12 protein-coding genes are annotated in these 11786 nt (G+C 60.9%); 8 read left to right on the top strand and 4 right to left on the bottom strand.

Annotation, left to right across the window (positions count from 1 at the left end; translation table 11 throughout):
- The first annotated feature begins 265 nt into the window (after window positions 1–265).
- The 5 genes from HJB91_RS04390 to HJB91_RS04410 all read left to right on the top strand — a co-directional run bounded on the left by HJB91_RS04390 (window position 266) and on the right by HJB91_RS04410 (window position 6692).
- On the top strand, window positions 266–1711 hold the full coding sequence (locus tag HJB91_RS04390) for an MFS transporter (RefSeq protein ID WP_221145315.1): 1446 nt from the start codon (window positions 266–268) through the stop codon (window positions 1709–1711).
- Between the two features lie 127 nt (window positions 1712–1838).
- Window positions 1839–2903, top strand: a complete 1065-nt coding sequence (locus tag HJB91_RS04395; protein WP_221153509.1) for a sensor histidine kinase — start codon at window positions 1839–1841, stop codon at window positions 2901–2903.
- Between the two features lie 200 nt (window positions 2904–3103).
- Window positions 3104–3655: a DUF924 family protein gene (locus HJB91_RS04400; protein ID WP_221153510.1), complete on the top strand. Its 552-nt coding sequence runs from the start codon at window positions 3104–3106 to the stop codon at window positions 3653–3655.
- Window positions 3656–3790: 135 nt separating this feature from the next.
- The gene (locus HJB91_RS04405) at window positions 3791–6313 is read left to right on the top strand and encodes a mechanosensitive ion channel family protein (RefSeq protein WP_221153511.1); all 2523 of its coding nucleotides are present in this window, start codon (window positions 3791–3793) and stop codon (window positions 6311–6313) included.
- A 112-nt stretch (window positions 6314–6425) separates the two neighbouring features.
- Window positions 6426–6692: a hypothetical protein gene (locus HJB91_RS04410; protein WP_210630942.1), complete on the top strand. Its 267-nt coding sequence runs from the start codon at window positions 6426–6428 to the stop codon at window positions 6690–6692.
- A 27-nt stretch (window positions 6693–6719) separates the two neighbouring features.
- Here HJB91_RS04410 and arsC read toward each other — a convergent pair whose 3' ends face one another.
- From arsC to HJB91_RS04430, 4 genes are read right to left on the bottom strand one after another with little or no spacing between them, the layout of a single operon-like run.
- Window positions 6720–7142 carry an arsenate reductase (glutaredoxin) gene (arsC, locus tag HJB91_RS04415; RefSeq protein ID WP_210630943.1) on the bottom strand — a complete coding sequence of 141 codons (423 nt, stop codon included), beginning with the start codon at window positions 7140–7142 and terminating at the stop codon, window positions 6720–6722.
- Complete coding sequence (locus tag HJB91_RS04420) at window positions 7139–7834, bottom strand: MIP/aquaporin family protein (protein ID WP_210630944.1); 696 nt, start codon at window positions 7832–7834, stop codon at window positions 7139–7141. The genes arsC and HJB91_RS04420 overlap by 4 nt, the downstream gene beginning before the upstream one ends.
- Window positions 7834–8364 carry an arsenate reductase ArsC gene (locus HJB91_RS04425; protein ID WP_210630945.1) on the bottom strand — a complete coding sequence of 177 codons (531 nt, stop codon included), beginning with the start codon at window positions 8362–8364 and terminating at the stop codon, window positions 7834–7836. The genes HJB91_RS04420 and HJB91_RS04425 overlap by 1 nt, the downstream gene beginning before the upstream one ends.
- Entirely contained in the window at window positions 8361–8717 is a 357-nt protein-coding gene (locus tag HJB91_RS04430) for a helix-turn-helix transcriptional regulator (RefSeq protein ID WP_210630946.1), read from the bottom strand. Before HJB91_RS04430 ends, HJB91_RS04425 begins: the two co-directional genes overlap by 4 nt.
- Before the next feature lie 351 nt (window positions 8718–9068).
- Here HJB91_RS04430 and HJB91_RS04435 point away from each other — a divergent pair, with 351 nt between their 5' ends.
- The 3 genes from HJB91_RS04435 (at window position 9069) to HJB91_RS04445 (ending at window position 11641) form a co-directional block, all read left to right on the top strand.
- On the top strand, window positions 9069–9305 hold the full coding sequence (locus tag HJB91_RS04435) for a hypothetical protein (RefSeq protein WP_210630947.1): 237 nt from the start codon (window positions 9069–9071) through the stop codon (window positions 9303–9305).
- Complete coding sequence (locus tag HJB91_RS04440; protein ID WP_210630948.1) at window positions 9293–10123, top strand: response regulator; 831 nt, start codon at window positions 9293–9295, stop codon at window positions 10121–10123. The genes HJB91_RS04435 and HJB91_RS04440 overlap by 13 nt, the downstream gene beginning before the upstream one ends.
- A 186-nt stretch (window positions 10124–10309) precedes the next feature.
- Complete coding sequence (locus tag HJB91_RS04445; RefSeq protein WP_221153512.1) at window positions 10310–11641, top strand: diguanylate cyclase; 1332 nt, start codon at window positions 10310–10312, stop codon at window positions 11639–11641.
- Window positions 11642–11786 lie beyond the last annotated feature (145 nt).

Genomic DNA, 11786 nt, shown 5'->3' on the forward strand with positions numbered 1-11786 from the left:
CGGATGGGCAGCAGGATATGGACCTCGACGCCGCTCCTGTTTTCCCGGGAGCGGATCAAACTTGGGCCTCGCTTCGGCGGGGCTTTTTTCTTGGCTGGGCGGGGGAATATTCCCGCCCAGTGCTAGATTTAGCCTTTCCGGCGTGATGCAACGGGCGTATTCAGCCAATGTGTGGTTCACATCCACGCTCCCCGCGCGGCAGATCTCCGATCGGCTTCCTTCCCGCTTGCCTGTCGCGTCATCCGGATTTTTCATTGGCAGCTTCATGACAACGGCAGAGACGAGCGAGAACGGGCAAGAGGTGGCAACTGGCCGTCAGGCGAAGATCGTGGCTCTGGTCGTTGCCGTTTCCTTCTTCATGCAGATCCTCGACGGCACCATCGTCGCCACCTCGCTGCCGCAGATGGCGGCAAGCTTCGGCGTGCAGCCGGTGTCGATGAGCATCGGCATCACCGTCTACATGCTGACGATGGCGGCCTTCATTCCATTGTCAGGCTGGCTCGGTGACCGCTTCGGCGCGCGCCGCGTCTTCCTGGTGTCGATCGGCGTCTTCACCGGCGCTTCGCTGTTCTGCGGGCTCTCCGGCAGCCTCACGGAATTCGTGCTGTGGCGTGCGCTGCAGGGGGCGGGCAGCGCGCTGATGACGCCGGTCGGTCGCATCATCGTGCTGAAAAACGCCCGCAAGTCTGAACTCGTGCAGGCAATCGCGCTGATCACCTGGCCGGCGCTGACGGCGCCCGTGGTCGGGCCCGTACTCGGCGGCTTCATCACCACCTATGCCAGTTGGCATTGGAATTTCCTGATCAACATCCCGATCGGCATCATCGGTATGGGGCTGGTGCTGCGCTTCGTGCCCGAACAGCGCGAGGCCAATCCCGGCCGGCTGGATATTCTCGGCTTTATCCTGAGCGCGGCCGGACTGACCCTGTTGCTCGCGGCCTTGGAGCTTTCGGTCAAATGGGAAGGCGGGCTTTGGCCCGTCATCTCATTGCTGGCGGCGGGCATGATGCTCTCTGTCATGGCGACGCGGCATTTCCTCGCCGTCGACAATCCGCTGCTCGACCTCTCGGCCTTCCGCGTCCAGACCTTCTCGATGTCGACGCTTTCGGCGGGCACGGCATGCCGGACGGCGATCAATGCGACGCCTTTCCTGCTGCCCCTTCTGTTCCAGCTTGGCTTCGGGCTGAGCTCGATTGCCGCCGGCACCTATCTGCTCGTCTATTTTCTCGGCAATTTCAGCATGAAGGCGGTGACGACGCCGCTCTTACGCTTCTTCGGCTTCCGCACCGTGCTCGGGCTCAATGGGCTGATCGCGGCCCTTTCAATCGTTGCCTGCGGTTTCCTGACGCCTGACACGCCGCCGTTTTTCATGCATGCGCTGCTCTTTCTCGCCGGCCTGTCGCGGTCGATGGAGTTCACGGCGCTGAACACGCTCGCCTTTGCCGACATCGGCCCGGCGCAGCGAAGCTCGGCCTCGACGCTGTCGAGCATGCTGCAGCAGATGTCGATGCTGCTCGGCGTTGCGGTGGCCGCCGCCGTGCTCAACATTTCCTCTGCTCTCAGGGGTGCGGCCAATCCCGTCTTGGCCGATTTCCGCTGGGCCTTCGTCGTGATTGGCGCGATCGGCATCGTCTCGTCGCTGCGTTTCCTGCAATTGCCGAAGGAGGCTGGCGCCGAAGTCTCCGGCCACCGGAAATTCCAGAAGAGCTAACCACCTGCGACATGAGCGAGGGATCAGCGATGTTTACCTCAGGCGGTCAATGCAATACGACAGTGCCCATGCCGACGACTCGGACCCTTGCGGCCGTCGTTGCTTAGAGAGAACGCCGGGAGACCGAATGAGCAATTCTAGCGGCGATGCGGATGGCCTGATCCACATCCTCTATATCGACGACGACGAAGGGCTCGCCCTCCTGATGCAGAAGAACCTTGCGCGGCGCGGCTTTTCGGTCGAGTGGGCGCAGAATGGTGCTGCCGGCCTTGCGCGGATCGCCGAGGGCAGCATCGACGCCGTCGTGCTCGATCATCTCCTGAGCGGCGAGACCGGACTCGACATTCTGCCCTGCATCACGTCCGTGCCGGATCATCCGCCGGTCATTTATGCAACGGGGTCGGATGACACCAGCATCGCGGTCGCGGCGCTGAAGGCGGGCGCCGATGACTACATGCTGAAGGGGATTTCGGCCGATTATTTCGACCTGCTCGCCGCCGCCCTCGAACAGGCGCTGGAGCGGGCGCGCTTCCGCCGCGAGACGGCGCAGGCGCAGGAGGTGATCCGCCAGCAGCGCGACCATGCCGAGTTGCTGCTTGCCGAAGTCAATCACCGCATCGCCAACAGCCTCGGCCTGGTCGGCGCGCTGATCCGCATGCAATCTTCCGTGACCAGGGACCAGGTGGCGATCGACGCGCTGCACGAGACGCAGATGCGCATCAACGCCATCGCCAGCGTGCATCGCCGGCTCTACACCAACCGGCAGGTCGGCTCGGTGCAGGTGGATGAATATCTGAACAGCCTGCTGACCGAACTCGAAGCTTCGATGCGCGACGACAAGCGGCCGCACCGTATCGTGCTGACCGCAAAACCGGTCAATCTGGCGACTGACAAGGTGATCACGCTCGGGTTGATCGTCAGTGAACTCGTCACCAATGCTTTCAAATATGCCTATCCCGAGAGCGTCTCGGGCGAGATCCGCGTTTTTGTCGACCAGACGGACGGAGAATTGCACGTCATCGTCGAGGATGATGGAGCGGGGTTCGATCCAGAGGGCTCAGCCAGGGGAACGGGGCTCGGAACACGCATTTTGACGGCGATGGCCGCGAGCTTGAAATCGGATTTCGCTTACGACCCCAGGCATGAAGGGACGAGGGCGATGCTAGTGTTCTCGTTGCATGAGGAGAAGTAGGTAGAGGTGGAAGGTCACGATAAAGGGTGTGCCCGCGGCCCCCTCATCCGCCTGCCGGCACCTTCTCCCCGAGGGGAGAAGAGATTCGCGGCAACGTCTCGACTCCCTCTTCTACCCAACGGGAGAAGGTGCCCCCTTGTCCTATTTTTACAAGAGCTTGCCGGCATAACATCATGAACCTAACGCGACGGGAGGAAAGCATGACAACGATCCGCACACCTCGCGAAGTCTACGATTTCTGGTTCGTTCGATGCGGCCGCGAGCTATGGTTTCGCCCGCCGCCGGAACTCGATGTCGAGATCCGTGATATATTCCGCGATACGCATCTGGCGCTTGCCGCAGGCGTCGGCGACGAATGGCGGGCCGATCCGATGAGCCGGCTGGCGGCCGCCATCGTGCTCGATCAGTTTCCCCGCAACATCTATCGCGGCACTGGGCTTGCCGTTGCTACCGACGGGCTGGCGCTTCGGGAAGCCAAGCTTGCGCTTGCGGCCGGCGCCGACCAGGCGGTGGAACATGCATGCCGGACCTTCTTCTATCTGCCCTTCGAACATGCCGAGAATCTCGATGAGCAGGCGCGTTCGGTGGCACTGTTCACCGCGCTTGGCGACGAGGAATATCTCGATTATGCGATCCGCCACCATGAGATAATCGCCGCCTACGGGCGCTTTCCTCACCGCAATGCCATGCTCGGGCGGGAATCGACGGCAGCAGAACTCGACTATCTCTCCAAGCCTGGCGCGGGGTTCTGAGCTGTTTGGACGAACGTGCGCGGCATGGAACAGGCTCGGTGCAGGGCGCTTTAGGCATCTCCCGCCTTTCTGTCGCCTTTCTTTGCGATGAAAAGCGAGCATTCAATTTCGATGACAACCTTTCCGGAGGCCTTTTTGCGGCTGAGATCCATCCTGCTTCGCACCATTCTTCTCATGACGCTGGCGCTCGCCGGTGCGCATTTTGAGAGCGCAGCAGCCTTCGCGCAGGAACCGCAGCCGCAGGCGGCAGCAGAGACGCCGCCTGTCGATACGCCTTCCGCCCAGGCGGCGAAGGAGATCGAGAAGGCGAAGGTCCAGCTTGGTTCGCTGCAGGACAGCGTCAAGGAGAACGCCGATAATGACGATGCGCTGGTCGGGCTTGCGACCAAAGCCGACGAACTCAGCCGCGCCGTCATCACCATATCGGTCAACCTGAGGCCGCGTTTCGACCAGATCAAGAACCGGTTGACCGAGATCGGCGAGCCGCCGAAGGATGGGCAGCCGCCCGAGGCGCAGATCGTCACCGACGAGCGTAACGCGCTTGCCGCCGAGCGCGCGCAGATCAATGCGGTGACCGGTGACGCCGAAAACCTGTCGATCGCGGTGACGAAGCTCATGAACGAGATCATCGAGATGCGGCGGCAGCTTTTCGCCGATACGCTTTTCAGGCGCACCGAAATCTCGGTTTCCGTCCTTGACGATGCTGCGACTGCCTTCGTACGGGAGACTGGCGAATTTGCCACGGCGCTGTCGAGCTGGGCCACCTTCGTCTGGAAGTTCAAGCGCTTCCCGCTGTTCGCGGCGATCTTCCTGTCGCTCGCTTCGGCGCTCATTCTGCTTTCCGGCAGCTACCGACTGTTCGGCTCTTATCTGCGCCGGGACGATGCGGTCGAGAACCCTTCTTATATCGGCCGGCTGTCGATCGCCTTCTGGTCGACGCTGATCCGCACGCTGGCGCTGGCGGTGCTGCTCGTCACCTCCTTCTTCTTCCTCAACAGTTTCAACGTGCTGCGGCCGGATATCGCGCCGGTCATCGGCGCGCTGTTCGGAACAATCGGACTCGTCTATTTTGTCGGTCGCTTCATCAATGCCATCTTTGCGCCGCACGAACCGCGCTGGCGGCTCGTCAAGCTTTCCAACCTCGGCGCGCGCTCAATCGGTTATTGCCTGCTGGCGATGGCAGTCATCAACGGGCTCGACTATCTCTTCAGCAGCATCGGCGAAGCGATGGGCTCACCGCTGGTGCTGACGGTCGTCAGAAGTCTGATCGCCGCGCTCATCATCGGCATCATCCTGATCGCGGTCTCCTTCGGCAAGCCGATGTTGGCGAGAAGCGGCGATCCCGACGCGCCTGGCAGACATTGGCCGCGCGGCATGGCGATCATCCTGCGCGTCGTCGGTGCCGCTTTGATCGTTACGGCACTTGCCGGCTACGTCGGACTTGCCCGCTTCGTCGCCACGCAGCTCATCATCACCGGCGCAGTCGTCGCAACCATGTATGTCGGCCTGCTCTCCGGCAAGGCGATCTCGCGGCAGGAAAGCTTCGGCGACACCTTCTTCGCGCGCTTCCTGGCGCGGCGCTTCAACCTCGGGCCGGTGGCGATAGACCAGGTCGGCCTGCTCGTCGGCCTTGCCATGTATGCGGTGGCGCTGCTCGTCGGCATTCCGCTGATCCTGCTGCTCTGGGGCTTCCATGTACAGGATCTGCAGCTTATCGCCTTCCGGCTGTTCACTGAGGTCAAGCTCGGCGGCATCAGCATCTCGCTGCTCGGAATCTGCACCGGCGTCCTGCTCTTTGCCGGCGTCTATCTGCTGACGCGCTGGCTGCAGCGCTGGCTCGACGGCAATGTCATGGCGCGAAGCCATGTCGATCTCGGCGTGCGAAATTCGGTCAAGACAGGCATCGGCTATCTCGGCGTCGGCATTGCCGCGATCATCGGCGTTTCCGCCGCCGGCATCGATCTGTCGAGCTTCGCGCTTGTCGCCTCGGCGCTTTCGGTCGGTATCGGTTTCGGCCTGCAGAACATCGTCTCCAACTTCGTCTCCGGCCTGATCCTGCTGGTCGAGCGGCCGTTCAAGGTCGGCGATCACGTCGTCTCCGGCACGGCCGAAGGTATCGTCAAGCGGATCTCGGTGCGGGCCACCGAGATCGAGACTTTCCGCAAGCAGGCGATCATCGTGCCGAATTCGGAACTGATCAACGGCCTCGTCGGCAATTGGACGCATCGCAACAAGATCGGCCGTTCGGAAATCCCGGTCTCCGTCAGCTACGACGCCGATCCGCAGATGGTGATGGATATTCTCTTGGAGTTGACCGCGAAGATTCCGCTCGTCATGCGCAATCCCGAGCCGCATGTCGAATTCCTGCGCTTCGGCCCCTATTCGCTTGATTTCGAGCTTCGCTTCTTCCTCGCCGACATGGGCGACGGCCTGACGGTGCGCAACAATCTCAGGATCGAGATCCTCAAGCGCTTCAAGGCGGAAGGCATAGAAATCCCGCTGCCACAGAGTGACCTTACCATCCATCGGGAGGCTGCCCCCGTCTTTCCCAATGCGGTTAAGGAGCATACTGGCGGCGATGAGAATTCCAAGGATAGACCGGTGGAGGAAGAAGAGCGGCCGGTACGCCAGCTGCGCGGGCGGGCAGCGGAGAGCTGAACAGCTTATTCAGCCATCATTCACAGGTCTATGTGCATGATCCCTTCCATCGGGATCGCTGCCGAGGGCAGCACCGATCTTTCGAGGGGAGGGCGCGTCAGCGCCGCCGCATATGATGGCAAGATTTGCCGCCGTTCTGCTTGTCCCGCTGCTTGCCGCGCCGGCGGTCAATGCGGCATCCATCACCAACACCGATCCAGCCGCCGTGGTGCTCATCATCACCGAGGGCGGCCAGCGCGTCGAAGTCGTGGTCGATGCCGGCGCTTCCGAAAGCCTCTGCTCCTCCGGCTGCTTCATGACGACACCCGACGGCGACCGGATCGGGCTCGATGGCGGCGAGACGATCGACATCATCAAAGGCTCGGCGGTCGTCAAATAGGGTTGCGGACCTGTCAGGCTGGACGGCTCAGATAATGCGCTTGCCCTCCGCATCCAGGACCTTCTCGCCGTCTTCCTTGGTGAAGGCACCCTTGTGCGTCTCCGGCAGGATTTCCAGGACCACCTCGGAAGGCCGCGACAGGCGTGTGCCAAGCGGTGTGATGACGAAGGGCCGGTTGATCAGGATCGGCTCCGCCAGCATGGCGTCGAGAAGCTGATCGTCGGTCAGATCAGGATTGTCGAGGCCGAGTTCGGCATAGAGCGTATCTTTGTCGCGAAGGGCCTGGCGCACGGTGAGGCCGGCATCGGCGATCATTCTTGCCAGTTCCTCACGCGATGGCGGGTTCCTCACATAGTCGATGATATCAGGTTCGATACCGGCGTTGCGGATGATCGCCAGCGTATTGCGCGACGTGCCGCACGCGGGATTGTGGTAGATGGTGACATTCATAGTTTTGCCTCTGACGATAGCGTTGACGAAGCGCCAGGCTGTAACAGCCAGGTGAACAGGAGAAGGGCTGCGACAGCACCGGATATTTCGGCGATCCAGAATCCGGGAAGATCGATTGGGCGGATGCCGGAGAAAGTGTCTGTCAGCGAGCGGGCCAAGGCGACGGCCGGATTGGCGAAGGAGGTCGAGGCGGTGAACCAATAGGCGGCGGTGATGTAGAGGCCGACCAGCCACGGCACCGCCTTCTGCTCGAACCTGATGCCGGCAAGGATGATGGCGACCAGACCGAAGGTCGCGACACCTTCGGAAAACCATTGCGCGTCGCCGGTGCGCACCTTGCTCGACAACTCGACGATCGGCAGGGCGAACATTAGATGAGCGATGACGGTTCCGACAATGCCGCCGACGATCTGCGCGGCGACATATCCAGAGAGATCGCGTTTCGCCAGCGTGCGCGACATGGCAAAGACGAGCGAGACGGCCGGATTGAAATGGGCGCCGGAGATGGGTCCGAGAACGGTGATCAGCACCACCAGCATGGCGCCGGTCGCCAGCGTGTTGCCGAGCAGGGCAAGTCCCGTATCCGCGGTCAGCGATGCCGCCATGATGGCGGATCCAACGACGGTTGCGACCAGCATGGCGGTGCCGAGGGCCTCTGCGACCAGCCGGCGCGGTAGATCGAACGACGCCATCAGCCGGCGCCCGCCGGTTTAGCGGTCGAGCCCTCCATCGCGCCGATCTGGCGCAGATGCTGCTCCAGCGCCAGCTTGTCGATCGACGACAAGGGCAGGCTGAGGAAGGCCATGATCCGGTTCTTGAGGAAGCGGGCGGCCTGCGCGAAGGCACGGCCCTTCTCGACCTCGCTGCCCTCGACGGCGGCCGGATCCTCGACGCCCCAGTGAGCGGTCATCGGATGGCCGATCCAGACAGGGCAGGCTTCACCGTGGGCGGTGTCGCAGACGGTGAAGATGAAATCCATCTCCGGTGCTTCAGGTTTGGCAAATTCGTCCCAGCTCTTCGAGCGAAAGCCGGCCGAGGGATAACCGAGTGCCGCAAGCTCCTTCAGCGCCAGAGGATTGACCTCGCCCCTCGGCTGGCTGCCGGCGGAATAGGCCTTGAATCGGCCCTTGCCCTCGGTCTTCAGAATGGATTCAGCCAAGATCGAGCGGGAAGAATTGGCGGTGCAGAGAAAGAGCACATTGTAAACGCGGTCTGTGGTCACTGCAGTTCCTCCTTGTTTGCAGGTGCGCAGCATGCGGCGACAGTGGCAGCGGGGGCGCAGATCTCTGCATTTGCGCTGCAGCAATCCTCCATTAGGAAGCGGATCAGGCCGCCGAGCGCTTCGTAATTGGCCGTGTAGATGATCGAGCGGGATTCGCGCTGTTGGCCAATAAGGCCGGCTCGTTCCAGCTCCTTCAAATGGAAGGAGATGTTGGACGGGGAAACCTCCGCCTTTACGGCGATGGCGCCTGCCGCCATTCCATCAGGACCCGATACGACAAGCATGCGAATGATGTGGAGGCGCGTTTCCTGTGAAAGCGCGCCAAATGCGGCGAGGGCTTGACGTTGATCCATATTTCAATAATCCTTGAATCATTGAAGCGATGATTAGCGCAAATGAATGCCATCGACAACAGTAGAATTCAGGAGACCGATATCGATCTCGGTATGCTGCTCAGCGTGCTTGCCGGCGCCAGGGACTCTTCCCTGTTTTTTACCATGACGGCCGGCCGGTGAAGCCGGGCTATCATATCACCGAGGTCAAGGCGGGCCAGTTTTCGGCCCTCGAATTGCTGCACAAGATCGAGGCGCGCTCGCTGGGTTTGCCGTCTGTGTCTGATTAATGCCTGCGTATCTAGGCGACAAACGCGGAGAGATCGGATGATCCGGACGTCCGCTACCAGGCGTCAACATGATAGAAGCAGCATGCGCTACGTTCATCCAGGCTGCAATGATCAAGCTCATGACACGAAGGCTGGTCCGCTATCCCGCTTTCTCGATCAGACTCTTAATCATATCCGCAAAGAAATCGCAGGCGCACCATTGCGCCGCGTGTTCATTTCGCAGCGGCAGATGCTGATTAATAATTATTCAAATCAATTGATGTATCGAATTGGCTCGGGGACAGAATTTACATCAAAGGTTTGCTTATGGCGTTTCTAGGTATTTCGGGGATGCAATATTCCGGGGAAATGTTTGCCGGTGCGCGGATTATTGTCGCGGAAGATTCCAACGTATTCACCTCCATGATCAGCAAGCGCCTGAAGGAGCTGTTCGACATCGATGTCGAGATCTGCCGCAGCTTCGAGGATCTGCAGTTTTCCTACGACAAGTCTTCCGACCCGATCACGCTGGCGATCTCGAACATCAACCTGCCCGGCGCCGAAAACGGCGAGGCGCTGGAATATCTGGTCGATCTCTCCATACCGACCATTGTGTTTACCGGCACCTTCCATGAAGGCATGCGCGACAAACTGATCGCCAAGGACATTGTCGACTATATCCTCAAAGACAATATTTTCGCCGTCGACCTTCTGGCGGAGTCGATCTGCCGGTTTCTGACCAATCATCGCCATCACGTGCTGATCGTCGACGACAGCGCGACGGCGCGCGCCCTGCTGTCGAGCCGGCTGAAGCGCTATAATTTCCGAGTGAGCACCGCCGAAAACGGCGCCAAGGCGCTGGAGATCCTGAAGGCCAGTCGCGATATCGGCCTGATGATCACCGACTACAATATGCCCGATATAGACGGCTTTGAACTGACGCGGCGCATCCGGGCTCATATCGGCTCGCACGAATTGCGCATCATCGGTGTTTCCTCGTCCTCGAACCGGCTGCTTTCGGCGCGGTTTCTGAAGGCCGGCGGCAATGATTTCATGCTGCGTCCCTTCATCGACGAGGAGTTCTACTGCCGCGTCAACCAGAATCTCGACACGCTGCTGCAGATTCAGTCCATGCGCAAGGAGCGGGCGGTTGCCTGACGGCCCTTCCAGGATCTGGATCGCGAGGAAGCCGGGGGCGATCGGCGCTGCCGGGCGCTGGATTTTTGCAATTATAGGTAACCAGGATATTTGTCCCCTTCACGCGGATGAGCCTCTCGGTTATCGTCCGCCGCGCCGGGGGAAGGGCCGAGTCGAGCCCATAAGGCGCAAGGGGGAATAGGGGCTGTGGCTTTTCAGGCGGATTTTCAGCGAGATGGCATCGGGCTGCGTTCCGGCGGGCTAAAGATGCTTCTGGTTGAAGATTCTCGAATGTTTTCCGCCGTGCTTTGCCATCGGTTCCAAACGGAACTTGGCCTTGCCGTCAAATCCTGCTCGTCGCTGAAGGCGCTTCGCAGGGAACTTGCCGAAGACGGTCACGGCTACACCATGGCGGTCGTCGATCTGAACCTGCCGGATTCGCCCTATGGCGAGGCGCTCGACTGCACGATCGAGCACGATATTCCAGCAATCGTCTTCACCGCCACGTTCGATCTCAATACGCGCAACAGGATCATGGAGCGCAATGTCATCGATTACGTGCTGAAGGACAATGAGTTCGCGCTCGACAATCTGGTCGCCACCGTCCGCCGTGCGATCTCCAACCGCAAGACGCGGGTGCTCGTCGTCGACGATGTCGTCTCGGTACGCCAGGTTCTCGTCGATCTCCTTAAGGCACAGCAATATCTGGTCGTCGAGGCAAGCTCGGGGCTCGAGGCGCTGGCGGCGCTCGAAGCCTATAGCGATATCGAACTCGTCGTCACCGATCATCACATGCCGGATATGAGCGGCTACGAGCTGACGCGGCGCATCCGCCATCGCTTCGGTTCGGACCGGTTGCGCGTCATCGGCGTCTCCTCCTCCAATGATCGCATGCTGTCCGCGAGTTTCCTCAAAGCCGGCGCCAGCGATTTCGTCTACCGGCCCTTCGTGGCCGAGGAGCTGCAATGCCGCATCGCAAACAATGCGGAAACACTGGCGCAGATGCGCCAGTTGAGGGCCGCTGCGGCCTGCGACTATCTGACCGGCCTCTATAACCGCCGCTATTTCTATGACAATGGCCCGAAGCTGGTGAACGAGTGCTTGCGGTTGAAAGTGCCGAGCTCGGTCGCCATCCTCGATATTGACCACTTCAAGCGGCTGAACGACACATACGGCCACGAGATCGGCGACAAGGTGCTGAAAGCAGTTGCAAACAGGCTGTTCACGATCTTCGACGGCAGCGACAACCTGTTGTCGCGCCTCGGCGGCGAGGAGTTCGCCATCCTCTTTCCGCAGATGGACTCGGCGGCCGCCACCAAGCTCTGCGACGAGATCCGCTCGGATATTTCGCGGCTGAAGGTAACGGCCGACGACGAGGAACTCGGCGTCACCATCTCGATCGGCATCGCCGAAATCGGCGGCTATGAAACCTTCGAGAATTATCTCAACGCCGCCGACCAGTTCCTCTATATGGCCAAGCATCGCGGCCGTAACCAGGTCTATTCCGACGCCAGGATGACGGAAGAGGTGGCGCAGTAGGACTGCTTCCGGTAATTAGCCTCTCGCCACCGTCCGGTTTGCGCCAATGGCAGCCCCTCACCCTAACCCTCTCCCCGGTTAAACGGGGCGAGGGGGCATGCCAAATGCAGCGTTGAGGCTGAGGAAGCCGGTGCGGCGTATCCCC

This window comes from Rhizobium sp. NLR10b, assembly GCF_019685435.1.
Taxonomy (GTDB): domain Bacteria; phylum Pseudomonadota; class Alphaproteobacteria; order Rhizobiales; family Rhizobiaceae; genus Rhizobium.

Bases quoted from the DNA above. Each gene is read 5' to 3' on its own strand.
- HJB91_RS04420 (WP_210630944.1), bottom strand. From the start codon at position 7,834: ATGGCGTCGTTCGATCTACCGCGCCGGCTGGTCGCAGAGGCCCTCGGC.
- HJB91_RS04435 (WP_210630947.1), top strand. From the start codon at position 9,069: ATGCGCTACGTTCATCCAGGCTGCAATGATCAAGCTCATGACACGAAG.
- HJB91_RS04430 (WP_210630946.1), bottom strand. From the start codon at position 8,717: ATGGATCAACGTCAAGCCCTCGCCGCATTTGGCGCGCTTTCACAGGAA.
- HJB91_RS04390 (WP_221145315.1), top strand. From the start codon at position 266: ATGACAACGGCAGAGACGAGCGAGAACGGGCAAGAGGTGGCAACTGGC.
- HJB91_RS04440 (WP_210630948.1), top strand. From the start codon at position 9,293: ATGGCGTTTCTAGGTATTTCGGGGATGCAATATTCCGGGGAAATGTTT.
- arsC (WP_210630943.1), bottom strand. From the start codon at position 7,142: ATGAATGTCACCATCTACCACAATCCCGCGTGCGGCACGTCGCGCAAT.
- HJB91_RS04410 (WP_210630942.1), top strand. From the start codon at position 6,426: ATGATGGCAAGATTTGCCGCCGTTCTGCTTGTCCCGCTGCTTGCCGCG.
- HJB91_RS04395 (WP_221153509.1), top strand. From the start codon at position 1,839: ATGAGCAATTCTAGCGGCGATGCGGATGGCCTGATCCACATCCTCTAT.
- HJB91_RS04400 (WP_221153510.1), top strand. From the start codon at position 3,104: ATGACAACGATCCGCACACCTCGCGAAGTCTACGATTTCTGGTTCGTT.